Origin of the sequence: Micromonospora sp. TSRI0369 (genome assembly GCF_001905625.1) — a bacterium.
In the GTDB taxonomy this organism is placed as follows: Bacteria; Actinomycetota; Actinomycetes; order Mycobacteriales; family Micromonosporaceae; genus Micromonospora; species Micromonospora echinospora_A.
Map to the genome: position 1 here is coordinate 390,005 of NZ_LIVU01000006.1, position 24,807 is coordinate 414,811.

At 73.4% G+C, this 24,807-nt stretch carries 26 protein-coding genes and 2 pseudogenes; 8 read left to right on the forward strand and 20 right to left on the reverse strand.

Features of this window, described 5'->3' with window-relative positions:
• Positions 1 to 85 precede the first annotated feature (85 nt).
• The 3 genes and pseudogenes from AMK25_RS22510 to AMK25_RS22520 form a co-directional block, all read left to right on the forward strand.
• Positions 86 to 700, forward strand: a pseudogene (locus AMK25_RS22510) (ATP-binding protein); the annotation flags it as partial.
• A complete protein-coding gene (locus AMK25_RS22515; RefSeq protein ID WP_143194782.1) occupies positions 697 to 1,875 on the forward strand; it encodes a DNA-processing protein DprA in 1,179 nt (392 codons plus the stop codon). The pseudogene AMK25_RS22510 and the gene AMK25_RS22515, both read left to right, overlap by 4 nt.
• Before the next feature lie 259 nt (positions 1,876 to 2,134).
• Entirely contained in the window at positions 2,135 to 2,521 is a 387-nt protein-coding gene (locus AMK25_RS22520; protein WP_073830361.1) for a hypothetical protein, read from the forward strand.
• A 46-nt stretch (positions 2,522 to 2,567) separates the two neighbouring features.
• Here the strand turns inward: AMK25_RS22520 and AMK25_RS22525 are convergent, their stop codons facing one another.
• A complete protein-coding gene (locus AMK25_RS22525) occupies positions 2,568 to 2,909 on the reverse strand; it encodes a hypothetical protein (protein ID WP_073830362.1) in 342 nt (113 codons plus the stop codon).
• A 422-nt stretch (positions 2,910 to 3,331) separates the two neighbouring features.
• On the opposite strand from AMK25_RS22525, the gene AMK25_RS22530 reads away from it, so the two are divergent.
• Positions 3,332 to 4,258 carry a tyrosine recombinase XerC gene (locus AMK25_RS22530; RefSeq protein WP_073830503.1) on the forward strand — a complete coding sequence of 309 codons (927 nt, stop codon included), beginning with the start codon at positions 3,332 to 3,334 and terminating at the stop codon, positions 4,256 to 4,258.
• Positions 4,259 to 4,307: 49 nt separating this feature from the next.
• Positions 4,308 to 5,489 carry an aminotransferase class V-fold PLP-dependent enzyme gene (locus tag AMK25_RS22535; RefSeq protein ID WP_073830363.1) on the forward strand — a complete coding sequence of 394 codons (1,182 nt, stop codon included), beginning with the start codon at positions 4,308 to 4,310 and terminating at the stop codon, positions 5,487 to 5,489.
• 129 nt (positions 5,490 to 5,618) lie between these two features.
• Here AMK25_RS22535 and AMK25_RS31635 read toward each other — a convergent pair.
• A pseudogene (locus AMK25_RS31635) lies at positions 5,619 to 6,146 on the reverse strand (murein hydrolase activator EnvC family protein); the annotation flags it as partial.
• Between the two features lie 194 nt (positions 6,147 to 6,340).
• Between AMK25_RS31635 and AMK25_RS22545 the strand changes: the two are divergent.
• On the forward strand, positions 6,341 to 6,997 hold the full coding sequence (locus AMK25_RS22545; RefSeq protein WP_073830364.1) for a methyltransferase domain-containing protein: 657 nt from the start codon (positions 6,341 to 6,343) through the stop codon (positions 6,995 to 6,997).
• Positions 6,997 to 8,103, forward strand: a complete 1,107-nt coding sequence (locus tag AMK25_RS22550) for a sulfite oxidase (RefSeq protein WP_073830365.1) — start codon at positions 6,997 to 6,999, stop codon at positions 8,101 to 8,103. Before AMK25_RS22545 ends, AMK25_RS22550 begins: the two co-directional genes overlap by 1 nt.
• Before the next feature lie 25 nt (positions 8,104 to 8,128).
• Here AMK25_RS22550 and AMK25_RS22555 read toward each other — a convergent pair whose 3' ends face one another.
• From AMK25_RS22555 to proS, 12 genes are all read right to left on the reverse strand, one after another.
• Positions 8,129 to 8,452: a DUF2469 domain-containing protein gene (locus AMK25_RS22555; RefSeq protein WP_011905215.1), complete on the reverse strand. Its 324-nt coding sequence runs from the start codon at positions 8,450 to 8,452 to the stop codon at positions 8,129 to 8,131.
• On the reverse strand, positions 8,449 to 9,324 hold the full coding sequence (locus AMK25_RS22560; protein WP_073830366.1) for a ribonuclease HII: 876 nt from the start codon (positions 9,322 to 9,324) through the stop codon (positions 8,449 to 8,451). The genes AMK25_RS22555 and AMK25_RS22560 overlap by 4 nt, the downstream gene beginning before the upstream one ends.
• Positions 9,318 to 9,785 carry an NUDIX hydrolase gene (locus tag AMK25_RS22565; RefSeq protein ID WP_073830367.1) on the reverse strand — a complete coding sequence of 156 codons (468 nt, stop codon included), beginning with the start codon at positions 9,783 to 9,785 and terminating at the stop codon, positions 9,318 to 9,320. Before AMK25_RS22565 ends, AMK25_RS22560 begins: the two co-directional genes overlap by 7 nt.
• Before the next feature lie 90 nt (positions 9,786 to 9,875).
• On the reverse strand, positions 9,876 to 10,508 hold the full coding sequence (gene lepB, locus AMK25_RS22570; RefSeq protein ID WP_043325910.1) for a signal peptidase I: 633 nt from the start codon (positions 10,506 to 10,508) through the stop codon (positions 9,876 to 9,878).
• Positions 10,505 to 11,389 (reverse strand): signal peptidase I, encoded by an 885-nt coding sequence (gene lepB, locus AMK25_RS22575; protein ID WP_073830368.1) that lies wholly within the window; start codon positions 11,387 to 11,389, stop codon positions 10,505 to 10,507. The genes lepB (AMK25_RS22570) and lepB (AMK25_RS22575) overlap by 4 nt, the downstream gene beginning before the upstream one ends.
• 168 nt (positions 11,390 to 11,557) lie before the next feature.
• Positions 11,558 to 11,917, reverse strand: a complete 360-nt coding sequence (gene rplS, locus AMK25_RS22580; RefSeq protein ID WP_073830369.1) for a 50S ribosomal protein L19 — start codon at positions 11,915 to 11,917, stop codon at positions 11,558 to 11,560.
• Between the two features lie 143 nt (positions 11,918 to 12,060).
• A complete protein-coding gene (gene trmD, locus AMK25_RS22585) occupies positions 12,061 to 12,849 on the reverse strand; it encodes a tRNA (guanosine(37)-N1)-methyltransferase TrmD (RefSeq protein ID WP_073830370.1) in 789 nt (262 codons plus the stop codon).
• A gap of 27 nt (positions 12,850 to 12,876) precedes the next feature.
• Entirely contained in the window at positions 12,877 to 13,416 is a 540-nt protein-coding gene (gene rimM / locus AMK25_RS22590; RefSeq protein WP_073830371.1) for a ribosome maturation factor RimM, read from the reverse strand.
• The gene (locus AMK25_RS22595; protein WP_030500803.1) at positions 13,416 to 13,676 is read right to left on the reverse strand and encodes an RNA-binding protein; all 261 of its coding nucleotides are present in this window, start codon (positions 13,674 to 13,676) and stop codon (positions 13,416 to 13,418) included. The genes rimM and AMK25_RS22595 overlap by 1 nt, the downstream gene beginning before the upstream one ends.
• Positions 13,651 to 14,109, reverse strand: coding sequence for a 30S ribosomal protein S16 (rpsP, locus tag AMK25_RS22600; protein WP_073830372.1), 459 nt, complete (start codon positions 14,107 to 14,109; stop codon positions 13,651 to 13,653). Before rpsP ends, AMK25_RS22595 begins: the two co-directional genes overlap by 26 nt.
• A gap of 243 nt (positions 14,110 to 14,352) precedes the next feature.
• Positions 14,353 to 15,000 (reverse strand): DUF402 domain-containing protein, encoded by a 648-nt coding sequence (locus AMK25_RS22605; RefSeq protein WP_073830504.1) that lies wholly within the window; start codon positions 14,998 to 15,000, stop codon positions 14,353 to 14,355.
• Positions 15,001 to 15,075: 75 nt separating this feature from the next.
• The gene (gene proS, locus AMK25_RS22610) at positions 15,076 to 16,482 is read right to left on the reverse strand and encodes a proline--tRNA ligase (protein WP_073830373.1); all 1,407 of its coding nucleotides are present in this window, start codon (positions 16,480 to 16,482) and stop codon (positions 15,076 to 15,078) included.
• Between the two features lie 92 nt (positions 16,483 to 16,574).
• Between proS and AMK25_RS22615 the strand changes: the two genes are divergently transcribed.
• Positions 16,575 to 17,150: a TetR/AcrR family transcriptional regulator gene (locus tag AMK25_RS22615; RefSeq protein ID WP_073830374.1), complete on the forward strand. Its 576-nt coding sequence runs from the start codon at positions 16,575 to 16,577 to the stop codon at positions 17,148 to 17,150.
• Positions 17,151 to 17,172: 22 nt separating this feature from the next.
• Here AMK25_RS22615 and AMK25_RS22620 read toward each other — a convergent pair whose 3' ends face one another.
• The 6 genes from AMK25_RS22620 to AMK25_RS22645 all read right to left on the reverse strand — a co-directional run bounded on the left by AMK25_RS22620 (position 17,173) and on the right by AMK25_RS22645 (position 24,661).
• Positions 17,173 to 18,252, reverse strand: coding sequence for an amidohydrolase family protein (locus AMK25_RS22620; protein ID WP_073830375.1), 1,080 nt, complete (start codon positions 18,250 to 18,252; stop codon positions 17,173 to 17,175).
• A gap of 18 nt (positions 18,253 to 18,270) precedes the next feature.
• On the reverse strand, positions 18,271 to 18,852 hold the full coding sequence (locus AMK25_RS22625) for a Uma2 family endonuclease (RefSeq protein WP_073830376.1): 582 nt from the start codon (positions 18,850 to 18,852) through the stop codon (positions 18,271 to 18,273).
• A 66-nt stretch (positions 18,853 to 18,918) separates the two neighbouring features.
• Positions 18,919 to 20,472, reverse strand: a complete 1,554-nt coding sequence (ffh, locus tag AMK25_RS22630; RefSeq protein ID WP_073830377.1) for a signal recognition particle protein — start codon at positions 20,470 to 20,472, stop codon at positions 18,919 to 18,921.
• 187 nt (positions 20,473 to 20,659) lie between these two features.
• Positions 20,660 to 22,924, reverse strand: coding sequence for a [protein-PII] uridylyltransferase (locus AMK25_RS22635; RefSeq protein WP_073830378.1), 2,265 nt, complete (start codon positions 22,922 to 22,924; stop codon positions 20,660 to 20,662).
• 17 nt (positions 22,925 to 22,941) lie between these two features.
• The gene (locus AMK25_RS22640) at positions 22,942 to 23,280 is read right to left on the reverse strand and encodes a P-II family nitrogen regulator (protein WP_174537509.1); all 339 of its coding nucleotides are present in this window, start codon (positions 23,278 to 23,280) and stop codon (positions 22,942 to 22,944) included.
• Positions 23,281 to 23,305: 25 nt separating this feature from the next.
• Positions 23,306 to 24,661 (reverse strand): ammonium transporter, encoded by a 1,356-nt coding sequence (locus AMK25_RS22645; protein WP_073830379.1) that lies wholly within the window; start codon positions 24,659 to 24,661, stop codon positions 23,306 to 23,308.
• Positions 24,662 to 24,807 lie beyond the last annotated feature (146 nt).

Below are 24,807 nucleotides of genomic sequence, written 5' to 3' on the forward strand. Positions count from 1 at the left end.
GGACTCCGATTCCTGATCAAGCCCCCGGCTCAGTGTTCGCAGCACTGCCCGGGGGCGCTCCTTTGGGTGGAGTCAAACTAGATCACTCGACGAGGCGCCCGAGTTCGGCAAGGGCGCCCTGGAGGCGTTGCGGCAGCCGCTGGAGAGCGGCCGGGTACGTGTGGCACGCACTCGCGGCGCCACCGAGTACCCGGCCCGCACCCAACTGGTGCTGGCCGCCAACCCGTGCCCCTGCGCGAAGCCGTCCGGCGACGTCGACTGCGAGTGCACGCCGCTGGCCCGGCGGCGCTACCTGGGGCGGTTGTCGGGGCCGCTGCTCGACCGGGTGGACGTGCAGGTCCGACTGCAGGCGGTACGCGCGGCGGAACTGTTGCGGACCGACGCCGCGCACGAGTCCTCGGCCACCGTCGCCGCCCGGGTCGCCGCCGCGCGGCAGGCTGCCGCCGACCGCTGGGCGGCCACCGGTCACCGGGTCAACGCCGACGTCCCCGGCCCGCACCTGCGCCGGCCGCCGTGGCATCTGCCGGCCCGGGTCACCGCGGACCTGCGGCACCGGCTCGACACCGGTTCGCTGTCCGCGCGCGGCTACGACCGCGTACTGCGGCTCGCCTGGACCATCGCGGACCTGGACGGGCGGGACCGGCCCGACCACGACGACGTCGCGGAGGCCATCCAACTGCGGACGGGAGAGGCCGCGTGAGCACCGACGAGACCAGGCTGGCGCGGGTCGCGCTCACCTGGCTCGCCGAGCCCGGCACCCGATCCGTGTATGCCCTGGTCGAGCGGATCGGCCCGGTCGCCGCGCTCGACCTGCTGCTGTCCGGCGGCGCGCCGGAGCGGACCCTGCGCTCGGCCGTGGCGGCGCGGGCCGCTGCCGGTGACGCCCGCGCGGTCGCGGCGGAGGCGCTGGCCCGGGGCGAGCGGCTGGGCGCCCGGCTGGTCACCCCGGACGACGACGAGTGGCCGGTCCAGGTCCGTGACCTCCGGCGACTCGCGCTGTCCGGTGCCACCCGCCGGGTCGACGTGGAGACCGACCCGCCGCTCTGCTTCTGGGTACGCGGGGCGTGGCCGCTCGGCGAGACGCTGGCGCACTCGGTGGCGGTGGTCGGCGCCCGCGCGGCCACCCCCTACGGTTCGCACGTCGCCACCGAACTGGGCTACGGCCTGGCCGACCGGGAGTGGACGGTGGTGTCGGGCGGGGCGTTCGGCATCGACTCCGCCGCACATCGTGGCGCGTTGACAGCGGGCGCGCGCACCGTCGCCGTGCTGGCGTGCGGGGTGGACCGCCCGTACCCGATGGGCAACGCCGCGCTGTTCGACCGGATCGCCGAGACGGGCCTCCTGGTGAGCGAGTGGATGCCGGGCGCGGAGCCGCTGCGGCCACGGTTCCTCATCCGCAACCGGGTGATAGCCGCGGCGACACGCGGCACGGTGCTGGTGGAGGCGGCGGCGCGCAGCGGCGCCACCCAGACGCTCAACCGGGCGCTCGGCCTCCGGCGCCACGCCATGGTCGTTCCCGGGCCGGTCACCTCCGCGATGTCGGTCGGCGGGCACGAGGTGCTGCGCGAGCGGCCGGACGCCCGGCTGGTCACCGGCCTGGCGCACGTGCTGGAGGAGGTGGGGCGGATCGGCTACGACCTGGCCCCGCCGGCCCGCGCGCCCGAGCGCCCACGGGACCGGCTCGACGAGGAGGCCACCCAGGTGCTGGAGGCGTTGCCCCGCCGCCGGGCGCTCGATCTGGAGAGCGTCGCCGCCCGGGCCGGCATGGATCTGCGTACCGCGATGCGCAAGCTGTCCCTGCTGGAGGAACTGGCGATGGTGGTGCGCCGCGACGGCGGGTACGCGCTCGCCCCGGCAGCGGCCGGCCCGCCGTGAACGGCCGGCGCGCGCTCCCTCGGAACCGCCCTGCGACGGGGCCGTGGGACCGGCCTCGGTCTTCTAGGATCACCATTTCGCGCGCGGCGGAGGCCGTTGCGGGAACGATCGCGCCGGGCCGTACGCCGGGCGCCGTCACGGGGAGAAGGATGACTGGGGCAGCGGATCGTCGAATACGTCCACAATGGCCAGGACCATGCGCCGAGGCACGGCTCACCGTGCCGGCGTCGGCCATCCCGCTGGCGCGCACAGGTGGCCGATGAGCACGCAGGAGACCTCGCGCCGCAACCCGGCGGCGGGCCCACCCGGATCCGGGCGTCGGGCGCTCGGCGGCATGCTGGTTGTCGTCAGCCTCTTCGTGCTGTTCTTCGCGTTCCTGTCCCACCGCGACATCGGTGACTACGACCCGAACGGCCCGACAATGTGCGGCGAGGACGTGATGACGCCCCGGGACCGGTGCATGTTCGGCGCGGGCGACGGCTCCTACCAGGCGCAGAAGGCCGAGGCGGAGAAGCAGCACGACCTCGACCTGATGGTCCGGGACATCGGCTTCGTCGCCGGTCCGGCGCTGTTCGTGGCCGGAGTCCTGCTGATCGTGTGGGGCACGCGGCGGATCCGGGCCACGCGGCAGCCTGCCGCGACCTGAGCCGGCACGGCGCCGCCACGGAAGGGAACGCGCGATCGTTGCGGTGTCAGTCGCCCTCGAAACGGATCTCGGTGTCGCGGCGCTCCGCGCAGCGGCGGGCCAGCCGGGCCAGCCGGCGGATGTGGTCCGCCTCCGCCGGCGCCCGGGCCACCTCGGCCAGGCACCGCAGGTCGGCGAGCAGTTGCGACATCCGCTCGGTGTCCACGCTCAGCTCGCCGAGCGGGTCGACGCGATCCAGCAGCGGCGTCCGGCCACCTCCGCGGACCCGCGCCAGCAGGCCGAGCAGCACGTCCTGCGGGTCCGCGACGACCTCGATCGAGACGTACGCGGGCCGGCGACGACTGCTGCCCGCCGATATCTGTCGGTAGAGGACCGCGTCCACTCCCACTGTCGGCCCCATTTCGTACCGGGCGTCACCGTCGCGGGACGCGGCTGTCCGATCGCGGCCGGATCGGCCACCCGTGGGGCGCCGGCTCAGCCACGCTGCCGTCCGGTTGCCGCCCTGTGCCTGGCCGCAGCATGAGTTTCCTCTGTCCAGGCCCGCTTTAGCCACCCCCGCTCGGCGCGGCGCGATCGTCAGGCCGAAGGCACGGGCGCGGCGGCGCAGGGCATACCGCAGACGCGACGGGAACGACCCGGCCGGCGCGGTGAGGGCGGTGCGGCGGCTCAGCGCGCGGCGGCGCTCCGGCCGTACGCTGGACCGGTGATCGCTGTCCGCCTCCGGCACTACCGCGTGCGCCAGGTCAGGGCGCCGCGGTGAGCCAGGGGCGGCGTGGCACCAGGGCCGCGCACGAGGACCTGCCGGCGTCGATGCGCGAGGCGGTGGACGACTTCGCCGACCACCTGTCGCGGGTGCGCAACCGGTCCGTCCACACCGTCCGGGCGTACGTCACGGATCTCGTGTCGCTGCTCGACCACGCGGTCCGGATGGGTTGCGCCGAACTGCCGGAGCTGGACCTCGCCGTGCTGCGCAGCTGGCTGGCGAAGCAGCGGACCATGGGCGCGGCCCGGACGACGTTGGCCCGCCGCGCCGCCGCCGCCCGGACGTTCAGCGCCTGGGCGCACCGCACCGGTCTGCTCGCCGACGACATCGCCGCGCCGCTGGCGAGCCCTCGGGCCCGGCGGGAACTGCCCACCGTGCTGCGGGCCGACCAGGCCGCCACCCTGATGGAGGCCGCCCGGCCCGCCGACGCCCCGCAACCCGGAGGAGCACCCGGCGCGGACATACCCGAGGCCGTGCTGCTGCGTGACCGGCTGCTGCTCGAACTGCTCTACGGCACCGGCGTGCGGATCAGCGAGGCGTGCGGCCTGGACGTGACCGACGTCGACCAGGGCCGCCGGGTGGTGCGCGTGCTCGGCAAGGGCGGCCGGGAGCGGTCGGTGCCCTACGGGGTGCCGGCGCAGCGGGCGCTCGACACATGGCTGAGCCTCGGAAGGCCGGCTCTGGCGACGCCCGCTTCGGGCCGGGCGCTGCTGCTCGGGGCGCGGGGCGGACGGCTCAACCCGACCACCGCACGGCGGATCGTGGCCGACTGGACCGAGGCCGCCGGAGTGCCCCGGGTGACGCCGCACGGGCTGCGTCACTCGGCCGCCACCCACCTGCTCGAAGGGGGCGCGGACCTGCGGGCGGTCCAGGAGCTGCTCGGGCACTCGTCGCTGGCGAGCACGCAGATCTACACGCACGTGTCGGTGGAGCGGCTGCGCGCGGCGTACCGGCAGGCGCACCCCCGCGCCTGACCGACGGAATCCGGCCGGGTGATGATTCATCCCGGGCTAGGATCGACGGATGACGGTGCCGCAGCCGCCCGAGCCGATTCCCGGTGCTCGGCTGCTCTTCTCCCTCGATCCCTCCGTCAGCCACCTCAACCACGGCTCGTTCGGCGCCGTGCCGATCGCCGTGCAACGCGCCCAGCAGCGCCTGCGCGACGAGATGGAGGCCAACCCGCTGCGGTTCTTCACCCAGGGCCTGGTCGACCGGATCGCCCACGCCCGGCGGCATCTGGCCGCGTTCCTCGGCGCGGACCCGGACGGCACCGCGCTGGTCGGCAACGTCACCGCCGGCGCGGCGGTCGTGTTGCAGTCGCTGGCGCTGCGCCCCGGCGACGAGATCCTGACCACCGACCACGGGTACGGGGCGGTGGCCCTCTCGATCGCGCGGGAGTGCGCCCGCACGGGGGCGGTCTCGCGCACCCTCCCGGTGCCGTTGACCGCCACCGACGAGGAGGTGGTCGAGATCGTCCGCACCGGGCTGCGGCCCGGGCGTACCCGGCTGCTCATCGTCGACCAGCTGACCTCGCCGACCGCCCGGCTGTTCCCGACCGCGGCGCTCGTCGCGGTGGCCCGGGAGCAGGGCGTGCCGGTGCTGGTGGACGCCGCGCACGCGCCGGGCATGCTGCCGGCCACCGTCGCGTCGATCGGCGCCGACTTCTGGGTGGGCAACCTGCACAAGTGGGCGTACGCGCCGCGCGGCACCGCCGCGCTCGTGGTGGCGCCGCAGTGGCGGGAGAAGATCCAGCCGCTCGTCGTCTCGTGGGAGCAGGACAGCGGCTTCCCGACCCGGGTGGAATGGCAGGCGACGCTCGACTACACCGGCTGGCTGGCCGCCCCGGTGGGCCTGTTCACGCTGCGCAGCCTCGGGGTGGACCGGGTACGGGCGCACAACGCGGCGCTGGCCGCGTACGGGCAACGGGTCGTCGGGGACGCGCTGGGGGTGGCGCCCGAGCGGCTGCCGGAGCCCGGCGGACCGGCGGTCGCCATGCGTCTCGTGCCGCTGCCGCCGGGCGTCGCGACGACCCTGGACGAGGCCCGGGAACTGCGGGCCCGGATCGCCGACCGGCTCGCCGCCGAGGTGTCGGTGGCCGGCTGGAACGGGCGCGGTTACCTGCGGCTGTGCGGCCAGGTCTACAACACCCCCGACGAGTACGACCGGCTGGCCGTCCGGCTGCCCACGCTGCTCGCTCAACGCTGAGCGGCGAGCGGCGCTGAGCGGCGCGTCCGGCGGGAACGGGCTCGCCCCACCGGCATCGGGCGGACCCGGATCGGCAGCGGCGCCACGACTCAGGGGACCGGCGCTCAGAGGACCGGCGTCGGCGATCGGGTCGAGCGGCAGCAGCCGGACCCGGCCGAGCCCGAGCAGCGCGAGCGGATCCAGGTACTCCGCGCCGCGCCGCAGCCCCCAGTGCAGGCAGGCCGCGTCGGCGCAGCCGGGGTGCCCGGCGAGCAGGTCACCGATCGGTGTGCCGGCATCCACCCGGGTGCCGGCGGTGAGCCGGGACCGGACCGGCTCGTAGGTGGTGCGCAGCCCGTCGTGGTGGCCGACGGTGAGCACCGGCCGGCCGGCGACCGAGCCGGCGAACAGGACGGTCCCGGCACCGGTCGAGCGGACCTGCGCACCCGGCGCGGCGGCCAGGTCCACGCCCCGGTGCCCGGCCATCCACGGCTGCGGCGGCGGGTCGAACCGGCGTGCCACGCGGGGCGGACCGGGCAGCGGCCAGCGGAACCGTCCGGCGGTCGCCGGCCCGCCGAACGCGCCCCGGTACCCCGCCGCCGAGACGCCCGCTGCCACGGAACCGTCAACGCCCGCTGCCACCGGACCGTCATGGCCCGCCGCGGAGCCGCCCGGCAACCAGAAGGCGAGCACGAGCACCAGCACCAGACCCCTACCGGCCCGACCGATCGAGATTCGCACACCGCGTATCCTGACCGGCCGCGCGCTGCCCCGCGCGCAGCGCGCGGCCGTCCTGTGGACGACGCCCCTACTGTGGACGAGCGCCGAAATCGGGGCGGATCTGCTACGGCCGGGACGCCTATGCTGGCCGGGTGACGAAGGACTGGTACGCCTGGCACCGCGACTACGACCAGCCCGAGTCCGCACTGGCCCGGCGGCTCGCCGAGGTACGGCAGCGCGTCGCCGAGGCGCTCGATGCCGCGCCACCCGGTCCGCTGCGCGCGCTGAGCCTCTGCGCCGGCCAGGGCCGCGACCTGATCCCGGTGCTGGCCGCCCACCCCCGCGGCGGCGATGTGACCGCCCGCCTGGTCGAGCTGGACCCGCGCAACGCCGACCTGGCCCGCCGCGCCGCCGCCGACGCGGGGCTCACCGGCGTCGAGGTGGTGACCGGGGACGCCGCGCTGACCGACAGCTACGCCGACCTGGCCCCGGCGGATCTCGTGCTGGTCTGCGGGATCTTCGGCAACATCACCGACGACGACATCCGGGCCACGGTGCGCCACTGCGCCTCGCTCTGCGCCACCGGCGGCACGGTGCTGTGGACGCGGCACCGGCGGGAGCCGGATCTGGTGCCGGTCATCTGCGAGTGGTTCGCCGAGGAGGGGTTCACGCCGGTCGCGGTGGGCAGCCCGGCCGACGGCGTGGGCGTCGGCGCGCACCGCTTCACCGGCACTCCCCGCCCGCTGACGCGGGGCGAGCGGATGTTCGAGTTCGTGGGCTACGACGTGCTGGAGCGGACGGAGCGGTAATGACCACTGTGGATGACGTCAGCCGGCCCTCCCGGGTGGCCGGGCCGGACGAGGCGATCAGCGCCGAGGAGCTTCAGCTCGCCGCGCGTAACCACGGTATTCCGCTGGAGGCGCTGCGCTACGACGTGACCCCGGCGGGCCTGCACTACCTGCTCATCCACTACGACATCCCGGACGTCGACCCCGCCGCGTACGCGCTGACCGTGTCCGGCGCGGTCGAGCGTCCACTGCGGCTGGACCTGGCGGCGCTGCGCGACCGGCCCCGGGTGACCCACCGGGTCACGCTGGAGTGCGCCGGCAACGGCCGCGCGCTGCTGCATCCCCGGCCGGTCAGCCAGCCCTGGCTGGTGGAGGCGGTGGGCAACGCCGAGTGGACCGGTACGCCGCTGGCGCCGCTGCTGCGCGAGGCCGGGCTGTCCGGCGACGCGGTGGACGTGGTGTTCACCGGCGCGGACCACGGCGTGGAGCGCGGCGTCGAGCAGGACTACCAGCGGGCGCTGCCGGTGGCCGACGCGCTGCGCGAGGAGGTGCTGCTGGCGTACGAGATGAACGGCGCTCCCCTGCTGCCGCAGCACGGCGCGCCGCTGCGGCTGATCGTGCCCGGCTGGTACGGCATGGCGCACGTGAAGTGGCTGCGCGACATCGCGGTGACGACGGAGCCGTTCGACGGCTACCAGAACGCGGTGGCGTACCGGTTGCGGCGCGACGCCGACGACCCGGGCGTGCCGGTGACCCGGATCGAGCCGCGTGCCCTGGTGCGCCCGCCCGGCTTCCCGGACTTCATGTCCCGTACCCGGGTGGTGCGGCCGGGACCGTGCACGGTGGACGGCCGGGCCTGGTCCGGGCACGCGCCGGTGACGTCCGTCGAGGTGACGATGGACGGTGGCGGGACGTGGACGCCGGCGGTCCTGGACGAGCCGGCCGGGGGCGAGTGGGCGTGGCGCCGGTGGTCGGTGAGCTGGACGGCGACCCCGGGGCGGTACGTGCTGGGAGCCCGGGCGACCGACGCCTCGGGGCGGACCCAGCCGGTGGAGCAGCCGTGGAACCGGGGCGGGTTCGCGAACAACCTGGTGCAGCGGGTCGACGTGGTCGTGCCGGAGCGGTGATCCGGGGCGGCGGGCCGCCCGGGGCTCAGCTCCCGAATCCGGAATCTGCGGGAAGCGAGATGTCGGGCTTTTCGAGCTCTTCCACATTGACGTCCTTGAACGTCATTACTCGGACGTTCTTGACGAAACGGGCAGGTCGGTACATGTCCCACACCCAGGCGTCGTGCATCTCGACCTCGAAGTAGACCTCACCGTCCGAGTTGCGGACGTGCAGGTCGACCTGGTTCGCCAGATAGAAACGGCGCTCGGTCTCCACCACGTAGGAGAACTGGCGGACAATGTCGCGGTACTCCCGGTAGAGCTGCAGCTCCATCTCGGTCTCGTACTTCTCGAGATCTTCCGCGCTCATCGCACTCCGCCTTCCATGACCACATCTTCCCCCACCGACGCCGGAGGTCGCGGCTGCTCGCCCAACGCCACGCCGACGGTACCCCCTGGCGCGCCGGAGCGCCCCACCGGCTCGTCCGGGCGCCCGGCGAACGCACCGGGCCCGAGTCCCGGCAGCCCGGCCGCGGGCTCGGGCCGCCCCGCGTCCGCGCCCGCCGGGCGGCGGGCGCGGGGAGGCCGGCCGTCCCGTCCGGAGACGGCGGCCACGTTCACGTACGAGAAGCGGTGCTCCCGGCAGGGCCCGAGCGCGCGCAGCGCGGCGCTGTGCTCGGCGGTGATGTAGCCCTTGTGCTCGGCGAAGCCGTAGCCGGGGAACCGCTCGTCCAGCTCTACCATGATCCGGTCCCGGGTGACCTTGGCGAGCACGCTCGCCGCCGCCACGCAGGCGGCCACCCGGTCACCCTTCCAGACCGCCAGCCCCGGCACGTCGAGCCCGTCGACGCCGAAGCCGTCGGTCAGCACGTACTCCGGGCGGGTGGTCAGCGAGGCGAGCGCCCGGCGCATCGCGGCGAGGTTGCACACGTGCAGCCCGCGGGCGTCCACCTCCTCGGCCGGGATGACCACCACGGCGTACGCGAGCGCCCGCGCCACCACCTCGTCGTAGACGCGCTCCCGGGCGGCCGGGGTGAGCAGCTTGGAGTCGGCCAGCTCGTCGATCTCGCCGCGGCGCCCCTCGGGCAGCACCGCGGCGGCGGCGACCAGCGGCCCGGCGCAGGCCCCACGGCCCGCCTCGTCGGCGCCCGCCACGTACCGGAAGCCCCGCCGTTGCAGGGCCCGCTCCAGCGCGTAGAGGCCGCCGTCGCGGCGCACCACGGTGCGCGGCGGGGTCAGCATGCGCCGCCTCCCGCCAGCACGGCGCCGAGGCGGCCGGGCAGGTCCGGCGGGTAGTAGCGCTCGGCGGAGGCGGCCAGGTCGGTCATCGTCCACCAGCGGTGCCCGTGCACGCTCGCGCGCTCGACCTCGTTGAAGCCGGTGGTGTCGACCTCCCAGCCCGCCACCCGGACCAGGTAGAACTGCTGCTCCTGGCGGTACCAGACGCCGTCGAACGGGAACTCGACAGTCTCCGACCAGACCGGCGCGCCCAGCTCGGCCGGGGCCAGCCGCAGGCCGGTCTCCTCGGCCAGCTCGCGGGCCGCGCCGTCGGCCGGGGACTCCCCCGCGTCCAGCCCGCCGCCGGGGGTGAACCAGTAGCGGTGACCCGGCCGGGCCGGATCACTGCCCTCGAAGAGCAGCACCCGGCCGGACGCGTCGACCAGCAGCACCCGGGCCGCGCGACGAGGGGTGTAGACGGTCACCGCACCAGCCTGCCAGACGGCTGCGACGAACGACCACGCCCTCCCGCCGGCGGCCGGGGGTGGGCGTGGGGGCGCGCGGAAGCCGTCGGGTCAGGGATTGGGGATCCCCTCGAACTGCTTCGGGACGCTGAGCCAGGTGGCGCGGCTGACCGGCCAGAAGATGGTGAAGGCCCGCCCGACGACCTCGCCCTCCGGGATGGTGGCGACGGTGATGTCCTCGCCGGACTGCTGCCAGTGCTCCAGCGAGTCGCCGGAGGCCTCCCGGTGGTCGCCCATGACCCACAGCCGGCCCTTCGGCACGGTGATGTCGAAGTCCTGGTCGGCGGGCTTGTTGCCGGGGAAGATGAACGGCTCGTCGACCGGCTTGCCGTTGATGACCAGCCGGTCCTGCCCGCCCGTACGGTCGCAGCAGACCACGTGATCGCCGCCGACGCCGATCACCCGCTTGATGAAGTCCTCGCCGTCGGGGTTTCCGCTCCACTCGGTGGGCGCCTTGAAGACGATCACCTCGCCCCGGTGCGGCGAGCGGAAGTCGTAGACCAGCTTGTTGACCAGCACCCGATCGTCGATCTTGAGGGTGTTCTCCATGGACGGCGACGGGATGAAGAAGGTCTGCAGCACGAAGGCGCGAACCAGCACTGCGACCAGGATCGCCACACCCAGGAGGATGGGCAGCTCCTTCCAGAAGGAGTTGCGTGGCTTCTCGGTCTGCTCGTCGATCACGGGAGGAGCCTACGTCCCCGGGTGCGGCGCAGTCGCCCCGAACCCGCGAGAACGGCGAGCGTCGCCGCGACCGGCACAATCAGGACGACTCCGCCCACCGGGTCGGGGTCCACCGGGACCGGACCGGCGGCCGCCGCGGCGTCCGCGCGCGGCACGTTCGTGAACGTCTCCGGTACGGGCAGGGTGGTCCACCGCTGCGACGGCCAGACGATCATGAAGGCCCGGCCGATCACGTTCTCGATCGGCACCGGCCCCTGACATCGGGCGTCCTGCGAGACCAGCCGGTGGTCACCCATCACGAAGATCTGCCCCGGCGGCACCACCACCTCGGTGAACTGCCGGGACCGGCACTCCTTCGGGTTGGGCGGCAGCTCGGCGGGCGAGTCCTCGGAGACGTACGCCTGCTCGTCCAGCGGGGTCCCGTTGACCACCACCCGGCCGTCGTCGCAGCACCAGATCTTGTCGCCCGGCACGCCGATGACCCGCTTGATGAAGTCCTTCTCACCGGGGCGGCTGACGCCCACCAGGTCACCGAGCGTGCGGCTGACCTGGCCGGCGAAGTTGGTCGGCGGCGCGGGCGCCTCCTGGGCGACCCAGCGGTCGGTGCCGCGGAACACCACCACCTCGCCGCGGACCGGGTCCCGGACGTCGTAGACGACCTTGTTGACGAGCACCCGGTCGCCGACGAGCAGCGTGTTCTCCATCGACCCGGAGGGGATGAAGAACGCCTGGAGCAGGAACGAACGGATCAGCACCGCGAGGCAGAACGCCACGATGAGCAGCAGCGGCAGCTCCTGCCAGAGCGGCATCTGGCGACGCCCGCGCCGGGCTCGCCGGCGCCAGGGATCGGCGGCGCCGTCCTCGTCAACCATCTGCACCATGCCACTCTCCGGTCCGCGGAAACGACACTACCGCCCGGGAGTCTCCTCGGAGACCCCACGGGCGGCAGTGGACCGCTTCGCGCCGTCCGGCTGCGCCCGTACCGACCAGGGTAATGCGGTCTGGTCGATACGACATCCGCGCAGCTCGGGCGGCGTGGCGAACGAAAGTCAGTTCGCCGGCTGCTTCTCGCGCAGCTCCTTGATCTTGGCCTTCTTGCCCCGCAGCTCGCGCAGGTAGTAGAGCTTGGCCCGGCGCACGTCACCGCGGGTCACGATCTCGATCCGGTCGATGCCGGGGCCGTTGAGCGGGTAGGTCCGCTCCACGCCGACGCCGAAGCTGACCTTGCGGACCGAGAAGGTCTCGCGCAGACCGTCACCCTGGCGGCGGATGACGACGCCCTGGAAGATCTGGACCCGGGACCGGGCGCCCTCGACAACTCGCGCGTGCACCTTGACGGTGTCACCGGCACGGAAGTCGGGCAGGTCGGTACGCTTCGACTGGGCGTCAAGGGCGTCCAGGATGTTCATCGCTGCGTCCTCGTGAGGCTCACGGCGCATCGTCAGTCGATGCGCGAACGGGTGATTCTGACCCCCGGGTGGTGACCGGCTCCGCCGGCCCCGGTCGAGGGTCCTCGCATCCGCTCACGGCGTGGGCGGATGCGGCAACCCCTCTACTTTGCCACATGCCCGGGTGGCGAGGAAAATCCACCCCGGTCCAGCGCCGCCCGGTCCCGCTTGTCGAGCGTCTCCGGGGCCAGCGCGCCGATCATGTCGGGGCGGCGGGCCGCGGTCCGCAGCAGCGCCTCGTCCCGGCGCCAGCGGGCGATCCGGCCGTGGTCGCCGGAGCGCAGCACCTCCGGCACGTCGAGCCCGCGCCAGGTCGCCGGCTTGGTGTAGAGCGGGGCTTCCAGCAGCCCGTGCGCGTGCGACTCCTCGTCCAGCGAGCCGGCGTTGCCGAGGACGCCGGGCAGCAGCCGGGTGACCGCCTCCAGGATCACCAGCACGGCCACCTCGCCGCCGAAGAGCACGTAGTCGCCGAGGGAGACCTCGGTCACCGGCATCCGGGTCGCGGCGTGGTCCAGAACACGCTGGTCGATGCCCTCGTACCGGCCGCAGGCGAAGAGCAGGTGCGACTCGGCGGCCAGCTCGTGCGCCATGGCCTGGGTGAACGGCACGCCGGCCGGGGACGGGACGAGCAGCCGGGGCAGGGTGTGCCCGTCCGGGCTCAGCTCGCCCGGGGCCAGCGCGTCCAGCGCCTCCCCCCACGGCTCCGGCCGCATGACCATGCCCGGACCGCCGCCGTAGGGCGTGTCGTCGACGGTGCGGTGCACGTCGTGGGTCCAGGTCCGCAGATCGTGTACGGCCAGCCGCAGCGTGCCGTTCGCGCGGGCCTTGCCGATCAGCGACAGGTCCAGCGGGGCGAAGTACTCGGGGAAGATCGACACGATGTCGACGCGCATGCGGTGGCTCCAGCCGGAGGTCGAGAGCTAGAGGTCGAGCAGGCCACCGGGCAGGTCGACGACGACGCGACCGCCGGCCAGATCCACCTCGGGCACGATCGCCTTGACGAACGGGACCAGCGCGGTACGCCCCTCGGGACGCCGCAGCACCAGCATGTCGGACGCGGGCGCGTGGTCGATGCGGGCCACCTCGCCCACGTGCTCCCCGTCCCGGGTGACCACGGTGAGCCCGACCAACTGGTGGTCGTGGAACTCCTCCGGGTCCTCCGGCGGGGCGACGTCGGCGCTGTCCACGCCGAGCAGCGTGTTGCGCAGCGCCTCGGCGACGTCGCGGCCCAGCACGCCCTCGAAGACCACGAGCAGGCGCCCCTGGTGCCAGCGGGCCGACTCGACGGTGAGCGTCGGCGGCACCCGCCAGGCGCCGGGCTCCGACGGGACCACCCCCGGCTCGGTGGTCAACACCGAACCGGGGGCGAACCGTGCTTCGGGCTCATCGGTGCGCACTTCCACGGTGACCTCACCGCGGATGCCGTGCGGCTTGCCGATGCGGCCGACGACGAGAAGCATCAGTACGAGTCGACGATGTCGACGCGTACCCCACGCCCGCCGATGGAGCCGATCACCTGGCGCAGCGCCTTGGCGGTCCGGCCGGACCGCCCGATCACCGTGCCGAGGTCCTCGGGGTGCACGCGGACTTCGAGGCGCTTGCCCCGACGCGAGTCGACCATTCGCACCCGGACGTCGTCCGGGTGGTCGACGATCCCCTTGACCAGGTGCTCCAGGGCGGGACGCAGCGCCATGTCAGGCCTGCTCGCCGGACTCGGCACCGGTCTGCTCCTCGGCCTTGGGCTCGGCGGCCTTCGGCTCCTCCGCCTTGGCGGCGGCCTTCTTGGCCGGCTTGGCCGGGGTGTCCGCCACGCCGGCGGCGGCCTTCGCCTCGGCCTCGTACGCCGCCTTGCGGTCGGCCCGCTCGGGGGCGACCTTCAGCGGCGGCGGGGCCGGCAGGCCCTTGAACTTCTGCCAGTCACCGGTCAGCTCCAGCAGGCGCTGCACGGCCTCGCTCGGCTGAGCGCCGACCGACAGCCAGTACTGGACCCGCTCCGACTTGACCTCGATCACCGAAGGGTCTTCCTTCGGCTGGTACACACCGACGAACTCGATCGCGCGACCGTCACGCTTGGTGCGCGAGTCGGCGACGACGATGCGGTACTGCGGGTTGCGGATCTTGCCCATCCGCAGGAGCCGGATCTTTACGGCCACAGTTGTTTCGCTCCTGTTGCGATCTCACCGGCCCGTACGGGCGGTGTGGCGGGTGAGCGCCGACCGGCACAGTGGGGTTTGGGCCGGAGACTGCTCGGTGAACTGGCGACGCGCCCGGGTTAGAGGGCGCCGGACGCGTGCCGGATACCAGCGAACCATTCTGCCAGATCCGGCCCGGAACTCTCACACCGGACCCGGACACCACGCCTGGGGGCGGGCCGGGCCGTGACGGACGACACTCGCTCAGCGCACCGGCGGGCGGTCCCACCCGGGCGGAAGCTCGTCCGGTACGTCCCATTCGGCGGGCGGGGTGAAGTCGCACCAGGTGCCGTCGAACGGGAACTCGCCCGCCTCGGCGATCCGGATCACCCGCTCGCCCTCGGCGCGTACCGCCTTCTCGTCGGTCACCCAGTAGTGCTCCGGGAACGCCAGCCGCTCGGCGAACTCGTCCTCGTCCTTCCACTCCCAGCTCAGGTCCGGGTGGACCACGACGTCGAGGTCCTGGTCGACCATGTCGACGCCGGCCACCGCGCCGTCGTCCCAGCGGACGCCGGGCTCCTCCAGGTTGACGTACCAGTTCTGGAAGCGGCCCGCCGCGTCGCGGAACCACCAGACCGAGTGGGCCGCGCCAGTGGGCAGGAACTTCAGCACCGGCGGCCCGTTCCACAGCCCCTGCGCGAGCCGGTAGGACGACGTCACCCACTCGGCGAACGGCACGGCCCGCATGCCCAGGCCGGCCGCTGTCACCTCGTGCGCGACGGGCGCTGTCCGCGCCACCCAGAGCAGCAGGCCGCGCTCGTCGTCGGAGACCACGCGGGCCGACCGGACCCAGCCGATCCGGCCGTGCCGCACGTTCCGGTGCATGATCAGCCGTCCCGGTTCGAACCGCACGCTCACCCCCACCGTCGTGTTAACAAGGGCCCCCGCCTATGCGGAATGCGTTAAGAGGGGGCCCTTCCTTACACCTCAGTAGGCGCGGGCGAGGATCGCCACCAGGTCGGGCTCGTCCTCCGAGTCCGGCACCGAGCCGTCGGCGCGTACCAGGCAGCGGACCGTCACGCCCTGGCCGTTCGCCTCGGCCTCGCCCTCGACGCCGACCGCCGACCACGGCACCCGCGCCCAGCCGGTGGCGGACGCCTCGATCGCCTCGGCGAGCGTCGACACCTCCACGGTGCGGGACCGGCGGAACTCCAGCGCCTGGTCGTGCAGCGCCCGCTGGTCGGCCTCCAGCGCGGCCAGGACCGCGCCGACCACGTCGGCCACCGCCGTCGGGGCCTTCGAACCGTCAGTACGCCGGACCACCACCGCGTTGCCGGCGGCCAGGTCACGCGGGCCGACCTCGACGCGTACCGGGTAGCCGCGCAGCTCGGCGTCGACGGCGCGGCGGCCGAACGCGGTGTCGGTCCGGTCGTCCAGCGCCACCCGCACCCCGGCGTCGCGCAGCGCGTCGCTGAGCTTGCGCGCCGCCTCGCCCACGCCCTCGCCGTCCTTGACGATCATCACGTACGCCTGGACCGGCGCCAGCTTCGGCGGCACCCGCAGCCCGTTGTCGTCGCCGTGGCACATGATCAGGCCGCCGAGCATCCGGGTGGACGTGCCCCAGGAGGTGGTCCACGCGTGCTCCCGGCCACCCTCGGCCGAGGAGTAGCTGATGTCGAACGCCTTGGCGAAGTTCTGGCCCAGCTCGTGGCTGGTGCCCAGCTGCAGCGCCTTGCCGTCGCCCATCATGCCCTCGCACGTGTACGTGGCGGTGGCGCCGGCGAAACGCTCCCGGGCGGTCTTCAGGCCGACCACGACCGGGATGCCGAGCACGTTGACCATCAGGTCCTCGTACGCCTCGTGCAGGATCCGCCGCGCGTAGGCGCGGGCGTCCTCGCGGGTCGCGTGCGCGGTGTGCCCCTCCTGCCAGAGGAACTCGCTGGTGCGCAGGAAGATCCGCGGGCGCAGCTCCCAACGGACCACGTTTGCCCACTGGTTGAGCAGCAGCGGCAGGTCGCGGTACGAGTCGATCCACTTGGCCATGAACTCGCCGATGACCGTCTCGCTCGTGGGGCGCACCACCACCGGCTCGGCGAGCTGCTTGCCGCCACCGTGCGTGACGACTGCCAGCTCCGGCGAGAAGCCCTCGACGTGCTCGGCCTCCCGCTTGAGGTAGCTCTCCGGGATGAACAGCGGGAAGTACGCGTTCTCCGCGCCGGCCGCCTTGATGCGGGCGTCCATCTCGGCCTGCATCCGCTCCCAGATGGCGTAGCCGGCCGGTCGGATCACCATGGTCCCCCGGACCGGGCCGTTGTCGGCCAGCTTCGCCTTGGCGATCAGGTCCTGGTACCAGCGGGGAAAGTCCTCCGCACGGGGAGTGAGCACGCGTGCCATGACCGCACATCCTATGCGCCGTGCGGGGCGGGGGTGCGCCGGGGAGCCGGGCCGCGCCGTGTCGTGCGGCGCGGCCGTAGACTTCGACGGCGATGGGTGAGACACGGGACGCGATCGTGGAGGCCGCCCGGGCACAGACCGTGGCCCTCGGGTGGGACCGCGTCCGGATGGGCGCGGTGGCCGCCGTCGCCGGCGTCAGCCGGCAGACGGTCTACAACGAGTTCGGCACCAAGGCGGGCCTGGGCGAGGCGCTCGCCCGGCACGAGGTGGACCGCTTCGTCGGCGAGGTCCGGGCCGCGCTCGGCGAGCACGACACCGACGTGCGGGCTGCCGCGTACGCGGCGATCCACCGCACGCTCGCCTCGGCCGCCGAGAACCCGCTGGTGCGGGCCGTGCTGACCAGCACCCGGGGCGGCTCGGAGGAGTTGCTGCCGTACCTGACCACACGCTCGGAGCTGGTGCTCGCCGAGGCCGCGGCGGCGCTGCTGGAGTGGACGGGGAAACGCCTGCCCGACGCCGATCCGGCGGCCCTCGCGTTCGCGGCGGACAGCGTCGTACGCCTGGTGGTGAGCCACATCGTGCTGCCCGGCGGCCCGGTCGACGAGACCGCCGACCGGCTGGCCGACCTGGCCGTGCGCCTGTTCCTGATGGCGGCGACGGCCCGCTAGGGCCGCCCGCGACGGCGGCCGGTCAGCGGACGACCCGGCCGCGCAGGACGATCCGGCTCGGCGTGCGGACCACCCGCAGGTCGCGGCGCGGATCTTCGGGGTAGACCACCAGGTCGGCAAGACCACCCTCGACCAGCCCGGGGAAGCCGAGCCACTCCCGGGCCCTCCAGGAGGCGGCGGCGAGCACGTCCGGCGCGGACATGCCGGCCTGCTCGTGCAGCAGGAGCATCTCCTCGGCCGCGAGCCCGTGGTCGATGCCGCCACCGGCGTCGGTCCCGACGTAGATCGGCACGCCCGCCTCGTACGCGGCGCGCACCACCTCGGGGAAGCGGTCGCGCAGCGCGAGCATGTGGTCGGCGTACCCGGGAAACTTGGGCCGGGCCTGCTCCGCGATGTGGCCGAAGGTCTTGATGTTGATCATCGTGGGGACCAGCGCGGTGCCCTGCCGGGCCATCAGGTCGATCAGGTCGAGGCTCAGCCCGGTGCCGTGCTCCACCGAGTCCACCCCGGCCCGCACCATGATCTCCACCGCCGACTCGGAGAACGTGTGCACCGCCGCGCGTACCCCGGCGGCGTGCGCGGCGGCGACCGCCGCGGTCATGGTGTCGGCGTCCCAGGCCGGCGCCAGGTCGCCCACCCCCCTGTCGATCCAGTCGCCCACCAGCTTGACCCAGCCGTTGCCGGCCGCGGCCTGCGCGGCCACCGTCTCGGCCACCTCCGCCGCGCCGACCTCCACGCCGATGTCGCGCAGGTAGCGCTTGGGCGGCGCGACGTGCCGGCCCGCGCGGGCCAGTCGCGGCAGGTCCGGCTCGTCCTCCAGTTCGGGGTACGGGTACGGCGACCCGGCGTCCCGGATCGCCAGCACGCCCGCGTCCCGGTCGATCCGGGCCAGTTCCCGCGCCTGGTCGAGGGAGGTGATCGGGCTGCCGCCGCGGGCGATGCCGATGTGGCAGTGCGCGTCGGTCAGGCCGGGCAGCACGAAGCCGCCGTCGGCCACCGTCTCGGCGCCGGGCACCGGTTCGAAGGTGACCCGGTCACCGACCAGCCAGACGTCCCGGACCTCGTCGTCGGGGAGGAACACACCGCGCACGTGCAGAGCCATGTGCACAGTCCTACCCGATCAGTCCTCCTCGACGGCGAGCAGGTCGTTGCGGCGCGCGGTCAGCGCCGGCAGATCGACAGAGACCTTCCAGGGCCGCTCGGTGACGAAGAGGTCCTCGGTGTGTGCCAGTTGCTCGTACTCGCGGGCGGCGCCGTCGAGCGTGTACTCGGTCAGCGCGATCCGCTCGTGCTGCGGGTCCACCACCCAGTAGGAGCGGACCCCGGAGCGGGCGTAGACCCTCGCCTTGTCGTACAGGTCGCGGAAGTGCGACGTCGGCGAGACGACCTCGACGGCGAGCAACGCGTCCTCGACCGGGACCGGCGACCGGCCGGCGTGCTTGCGCCGGATCACCACCACGTCCGGGCGCGGCTCGTTGCGGCGGTCCACCCGCATGGACAGGTCGATGCTCACCAGGAACTCCGGCGGGCAGTTGACCTCAAGCGCGAGCAGGAGACGGACACACAGATCCTGGTGCAGGGCGGTGGGCGACGGCACGATCAACCTTCCGTTGATCAGTTCGTACGGAAGGTCCTTGGGCAGGTCGCCCAGGTCGTCGACCGTCCACTCGTGCCGCTCGGGCAGGATCGGCGCCGCGGTCATGACATCTCCTTCCAGGGGGCGAACCGACCCTAGGTGATGATCACATCGCCCACCGTCACCGACACGCTAGCGGGGGCCCTTGTCGCCGCCCTTGCCCAGCTTGTTGAAGTCGATCTTCGGAAGCTTGAAGCCCGGCGGCAGGCCCTGCCCACCCGCGAGGTCACCCGGGTCCAGGCCCGGCGGGAGCTGCGGCATCCCGCCCGGGAAGCCACCCGGCATACCGGCGCCGGTACGCGGCCGCCCGCCGCCCTTGGTGCCCTTGCGCTTGTTCTTCGGCGACTTGGTCGCCTTGCGCCGGCCACCGCCGGGCAGGCCCATCATGCCGCCCATCTGCTTCATCATCTTCTGCGCGTCGGTGAAGCGGTTGAGCAGCTGGTTGACGTCCATGACGGTGACGCCGGAGCCGCTGGCGATCCGGGCCCGGCGAGAGCCGTTGATGATCTTCGGGTTGGTGCGCTCGGCCGGGGTCATCGACCTGATGATCGCTGTCACCCGGTCGAAGTGCTTGTCGTCCAGCTCGGCGAGCTGGTCCTTCATCTGCCCCATGCCCGGCATCATGGCCAGCACGTTGGCGATCGGGCCCATCCGCCGGACCGCGATGAGCTGATCGAGGAAGTCCTCCAGCGTGAAGGTCTCCCCGCCCATCAGCTTGGCGGTCATCTTGTCCTTCTGATCGGAGTCGAAGGCCGCCTCGGCCTGCTCGATCAGAGTGAGGACGTCGCCCATGCCGAGGATCCGGCTGGCCATCCGGTCGGGGTGGAAGACGTCGAAGTCCTCCAGCTTCTCGCCGGTGGAGGCGAACAGGATCGGCTGGCCGGTGACCTCGCGGACGGAGAGCGCCGCACCACCGCGGGCGTCGCCGTCGAGCTTGGACAGGACCACGCCGGTGATGCCCACGCCGTCGCGGAACGCCTCGGCGGTGCGGACCGCGTCCTGGCCGACCATCGCGTCGATGACGAAGATGACCTCGTCGGGCTGGACCGCGTCGCGGATGTTCGCGGCCTGCTGCATCATTTCGGCGTCGATGCCGAGCCGGCCGGCGGTGTCGACGATCACGATGTCCCGGGCGGCGCGGCGGGCGTGCTCGATCGAGTCGCGGGCCACCTGCACCGGGTCGCCGACGCCGTTGCCGGGCGCCGGGGCGTACACCTCGACGCCGGCACGGCCACCGAGCACCTGGAGCTGCCCGACGGCGTTCGGGCGCTGGAGGTCGGCGGCGACGAGCAGCGGCTGGTGGCCCTGGCTCTTGAGCCAGCGGGCCAGCTTGCCGGCGAGCGTCGTCTTGCCGGAGCCCTGGAGACCGGCCAGCATGATCACGGTCGGCGGCTGCTTGGCGAACTGGAGCCGCCGCCCCTCGCCGCCGAGGATGTTGATCAGCTCCTCGTTGACGATCTTGATGATCTGCTGGGCCGGGTTCAGCGCCTGGGAGACCTCGGCGCCGCGCGCCCGCTCCTTGACGTTCGCGATGAAGCCCTTGACCACCGGCAGGGCGACGTCGGCCTCCAGCAACGCCATCCGGATCTCGCGCGCGGTGGCGTCGACGTCGGCGTCGGTGAGCCGGCCCTTGCCGCGGAGCTTGGTGAAGATGCCGGACAGGCGGTCACTCAAGGTGTCAAACACGCGAACATCCCGTTTGTCGTTTTCGGCGGGCACATGCTGGTCGGGCCGGTGGTCCAGCCCACCGTTAGGGTAGCCCGCCGCCCGCACCCCCGCTCCGGCCCGGCCGTCCACGGGCCCGCGCTGCTCGTCGGTGGGGTGTTAACAGGGGGCCCTTCCTCTACCGGAGGCGTTAACAGGGGGCCCTTCCTTACACGGCGGCGAGCACGGCGGCCTCGATCCGGGACCGTTCCTCGTCCGGCGGCCAGCCGCCGACCAGGTAGAACGCGTCCACCACGTCACCGCCGAGCGTGGAGATCCGGGCCGCCCGCACCTGGGCGCCCGCGTCGTCGAGCGCGCAGGTGACCCGGTACAGCAGCCCGGCCGCGTCGGCGGCGCGCAGTTCCAGCAGCACCGCGTCGGTGGCCGCCTCCCGGTGCCAGACGACCCGGGGCGCGGCGCCCTGGCTCCGGGCGGCGAGCGCCCGGCCACGCAGCCGCTGGATCACCGAGACGTCGCCGCTGACCGCGCGGCGCAGGTCGGCGCTGAGCGCGATCGGGTTCGGGGCCAGCCCGTAACGCGGCTGCACGCGGCACTGCACCAGGGCGCGGCCGTCGACGGTGGCGGCGTCCGCGGAGATCACCTCCAGGCGGTGCAGGGCCAGGCAACCGGCCACAGTGGCGAGCAGCCCTCGCCGGTCGGCGGCGGCCACCGACACCCGGTCCTCCCCCAGGTGTACGACCGGCAGCGGCCCGGCGACCAGCGCCGGGTCGGGGGCCGGCGGGGCGGGCACCTCGCCGGTGTCCAGCGTGGTCCGCACCCGGGCCACCAGCTCGGCGATCAGCCGGCCCTTCCAGGCGGACCAGGCGGCCGGCCCGGTGGCGGCGGCGTCGGCGCGGACCAGGGCGTGCAGCAGTTCCAGCGTGGCGGTGTCGCCGACCCGCTCGGCGACGCCGGCGACTGTCTTCGGGTCGGACAGGTCCCGGCGGGTCGCCACGTCGGGCAGCAGCAGATGCAGCCGGACCAGCATGCCGATCAGGTCGGCCTCGGCCGGCGGCAGCCCGATCCGGGTGGCCACCGCCTCGGCCAGCGGCGCGCCGACAGTCGAGTGGTCCCCGTCCAGCCCTTTGCCGATGTCGTGCAGGAACGCGCCGAGCAGCAGCAGGTCGGGGCGTTCCACGTCGCGGGTGTGCCGGCTCGCCTCGTACGCGGTCTGCACCAGGTGCCGGTCGAGCGTGAACCGGTGCACCGGGTTGTGCTGGGGCAGGCTGCGCATCCGGGTCCACTCGGGCAGCCAGCGGTCGATCAGCCCGTACCGGTCGCAGGTCTCCCAGGCGGGCACCAGGCCGGGACCGGCGCCGAGCAGCGTGATCAGCGCGGCCCGTGCCGCCGGCGGCCAGGGCGCGGGCAGCGGCGGGCAGTACGCGGCCAGCCACTCGCAGGTGGCGCGCGCGATCGGCAGCCGGGTGGTGGCGGCAGCGGCGGCCACCCGCAGCGACAGGCTGGGGTCGGGGCGGGCCCCGATGGCGGTACGGGCGAGCACCAGTTCCCCGTCCTGCTCGACCACGTCCCGCGCGACCGGGCGGCGCAGCGGCCGGCCGGGGGCGGCCCGGTGGCGGCCGGAGCGGAGCCGGTCGGCGGCGCGCCAGGCGTCGTCCAGGGCGTGGCTGACGGTGCGGGCGTCGCCGGCCACCAGCCGCAGCAGCGCGTCGCCGTCCTCGGCGCCGAGCAGCCGCGCCACGCCGTCGCGTTCCTGGGCGACCAGGCGGTCGACCCGGCGGCCCACCTGCTGGTGCAGCGCGTCGCGGGTGTCCAGCAGCCGCCGGTGCGCCGCGTACACGGCCGGGCGGAGCGCGTCGGTGACCCCGGCGGTGGCGATGGCCCGCAGGATGGCCACGTCGCGCAGCCCGCCGGCCGCCTCCTTGAGGTCCCCTTCGAGCAGGAACGCCAGTTCGCCGTGCGCCTCCCAGCGCGCGGCGGTGATCTCGCGCAGGCCGGGGAGCTGGCGGATCGCGGTCCGCCGCCAGTGGTCGGTGGCGGTCCGCGCGAGCTGGTCGGTGAGCGCCGGGTCGCCGGCCACGTGCCGGGCGTCGAGCAGGCCGAGGGCGACCTTGACGTCGTCCTGGGCCACCGACAGCGCCTCGGCGACGGTACGCACCGAGTGGTCCAGCCGCAGCCCGGCGTCCCAGATCGGATACCAGAGCGACGCGGCCAGCTCGTCGATGCCGGGTACCCCGGCGTGCAGCAGCACCAGGTCGAGGTCGCCGTAGGGGGCGCACTGCCGGCGGCCCAGCCCGCCCACCGCCACCAGCGCGACTCCGTCCCGGGCCGGGAAGGTCCGGCGCAGCCAGGCCTCGAGCGCCTCGGCCCGGGCGATCCGGGCCGGCTCACCGATGCCGCCGGGTACGCCGACGACCTCGTTGACCACGGGCACGTCGTCCCCGGCGGGGGCGGCGGCCGTGGTCAACGAGGTCATGTCAGCGGGTTCGGCCGTCAGAGGGCGTCGAGCCCGCGCTCGCCGGTGCGTACCCGGACGACCTCTTCGACGCCGGTCACCCAGACCTTGCCGTCGCCGATCTTGCCGGTCCGGGCGGCGCCGACGATCGCGTCCACGATCTTGTCGACGTCGATCTCGTCGGTGAGCACCTCGACCCGGATCTTGGGCAGGAACTCGACCGTGTACTCGGCACCCCGGTAGACCTCGGTGTGCCCCTTCTGCCGGCCGTAGCCCTGGACCTCGCTGACCGTCAGCCCGGCCACGCCGAGGGCGTGCAGAGCCTCCTTCACCGCGTCCAGCTGGTACGGCTTGATGACCGCGGTCACCAGCTTCATGTCCAACCCCTCCATCCCAGGAACGTTAACCGGCGACCTTCTCGCTGACCGGCGCGGACTCGTCCGGCTCGACGGCGGGATCCGAGCCGGGCTTGCCGGCGCCGATCCCGGCCATCGCGAACGCACCACCGCTGCTGCCCGTGGTGGGCGACAGGTCGTAGCCGCTCTCCGCGTGCTCGGCGATGTCGATGCCGTCGACCTCGGACTCGGCGGAGACCCGGAGGCCGATCGTCTTGTCGATCACGAAGCCCAGGGCGAAGGCGACGACGAAGGAGTAGACGCTGACGATCAGCGCGCTGATCGCCTGCTTGCCGAGCAGCGTGGCGTCGCCACCGACGAACAGGCCGTCGGTCTCCACCAGCGAGCTCACCGAGGCGGTGCCGAACAGGCCGATCCAGAGGCAGCCGATCCAGCCGCCGACGAAGTGCACGCCGACCACGTCGAGGGAGTCGTCGTAGCCGAGCCGGTACTTCAGGCCGACCGCGAGGGCGCAGACCGCACCGGCCACCACGCCCAGCAGCACCGCTGCGGCCGGGGTGATGAACGCACAGGCCGGGGTGATGGCGACCAGACCGGCGATGGCGCCGGACGAGGCGCCGACCAGGGTCGGCTTGCCGTCGCGCACCCACTCCACCACGATCCAGCCGAGCAGCGCCGCGGCGGTGGCGACCTGGGTGTTGATGAACGCCAGCGCGGTGACCCCGTCGGCGGTCAGCTCGGAGCCGGCGTTGAAGCCGAACCAGCCGAACCACAGCAGCGCGGCGCCGAGGGCGACCATCGGGACGTTGTGCGGCTTCATGCTCTCGCGCGGCCAGCCGACCCGTTTGCCGAGCACGAGCACCAGCGCGAGCGCCGCGGCGCCGGCGTTGATGTGCACAGCGGTACCACCGGCGAAGTCCAGCGCGCCGATGTCGCCGCCGATCAGTCCGCCGCCCCAGACCATGTGGGCGACCGGGAAGTAGACCAGGCTGGCCCAGCCGAACGCGAACAGCAGCCAGCCGGCGAACTTCACCCGGTCGGAGAGCGCACCGCTGATCAGCGCCACGGTGATGACCGCGAACATCATCTGGAAGGCGATGAAGACGTAGATCGGGATGCCGGTCTCGCCCCACAGGTCGTTCTCGCCGACGAAGGTCTTGGTGCCCAGGTACTGACCCAGGTCACCCCAGAACTTGCCGCCCTCGCCGAAGGCGACGGTGAAGCCGTAGAAAAGCCACAGGATGCTGACGAGCCCGATGGACGAGAAGCTCATCATCATCATGTTCAGAACGCCCTTGGACCGGTTCAGGCCGCCGTAGAACAGCGCGAGACCGGGGGTCATGAGCAGCACGAGGGCAGTCGAGACAAGCAACCAGGCAGTGTTCCCGGTGTCGATCTCCACGCTGCCTCCTCTCGTTGTCGTATTCCTCCCTCCGACTGAGTCCTGGCAGCATCGCCCGTCAGCCGGTTGCGCGGAAGCTTTGTCGCCGGCTGTTTCCTTCAGCGACACCGCGCGATTTCCGACGCGTGACGGGTTGTTTCCGGCGT

Bases quoted from the DNA above. Each gene is read 5' to 3' on its own strand.
- AMK25_RS22520 (WP_073830361.1), top strand. From the start codon at position 2,135: ATGAGCACGCAGGAGACCTCGCGCCGCAACCCGGCGGCGGGCCCACCC.
- AMK25_RS22530 (WP_073830503.1), top strand. From the start codon at position 3,332: ATGCGCGAGGCGGTGGACGACTTCGCCGACCACCTGTCGCGGGTGCGC.
- AMK25_RS22535 (WP_073830363.1), top strand. From the start codon at position 4,308: ATGACGGTGCCGCAGCCGCCCGAGCCGATTCCCGGTGCTCGGCTGCTC.
- AMK25_RS22550 (WP_073830365.1), top strand. From the start codon at position 6,997: ATGACCACTGTGGATGACGTCAGCCGGCCCTCCCGGGTGGCCGGGCCG.
- AMK25_RS22555 (WP_011905215.1), bottom strand. From the start codon at position 8,452: ATGAGCGCGGAAGATCTCGAGAAGTACGAGACCGAGATGGAGCTGCAG.
- AMK25_RS22560 (WP_073830366.1), bottom strand. From the start codon at position 9,324: ATGCTGACCCCGCCGCGCACCGTGGTGCGCCGCGACGGCGGCCTCTAC.
- lepB (WP_073830368.1), bottom strand. From the start codon at position 11,389: ATGGTGCAGATGGTTGACGAGGACGGCGCCGCCGATCCCTGGCGCCGG.
- rplS (WP_073830369.1), bottom strand. From the start codon at position 11,917: ATGAACATCCTGGACGCCCTTGACGCCCAGTCGAAGCGTACCGACCTG.
- trmD (WP_073830370.1), bottom strand. From the start codon at position 12,849: ATGCGCGTCGACATCGTGTCGATCTTCCCCGAGTACTTCGCCCCGCTG.
- rimM (WP_073830371.1), bottom strand. From the start codon at position 13,416: ATGCTTCTCGTCGTCGGCCGCATCGGCAAGCCGCACGGCATCCGCGGT.
- proS (WP_073830373.1), bottom strand. From the start codon at position 16,482: ATGGCACGCGTGCTCACTCCCCGTGCGGAGGACTTTCCCCGCTGGTAC.
- AMK25_RS22615 (WP_073830374.1), top strand. From the start codon at position 16,575: ATGGGTGAGACACGGGACGCGATCGTGGAGGCCGCCCGGGCACAGACC.
- AMK25_RS22620 (WP_073830375.1), bottom strand. From the start codon at position 18,252: ATGGCTCTGCACGTGCGCGGTGTGTTCCTCCCCGACGACGAGGTCCGG.
- AMK25_RS22625 (WP_073830376.1), bottom strand. From the start codon at position 18,852: ATGACCGCGGCGCCGATCCTGCCCGAGCGGCACGAGTGGACGGTCGAC.
- AMK25_RS22635 (WP_073830378.1), bottom strand. From the start codon at position 22,924: ATGACCTCGTTGACCACGGCCGCCGCCCCCGCCGGGGACGACGTGCCC.
- AMK25_RS22640 (WP_174537509.1), bottom strand. From the start codon at position 23,280: ATGAAGCTGGTGACCGCGGTCATCAAGCCGTACCAGCTGGACGCGGTG.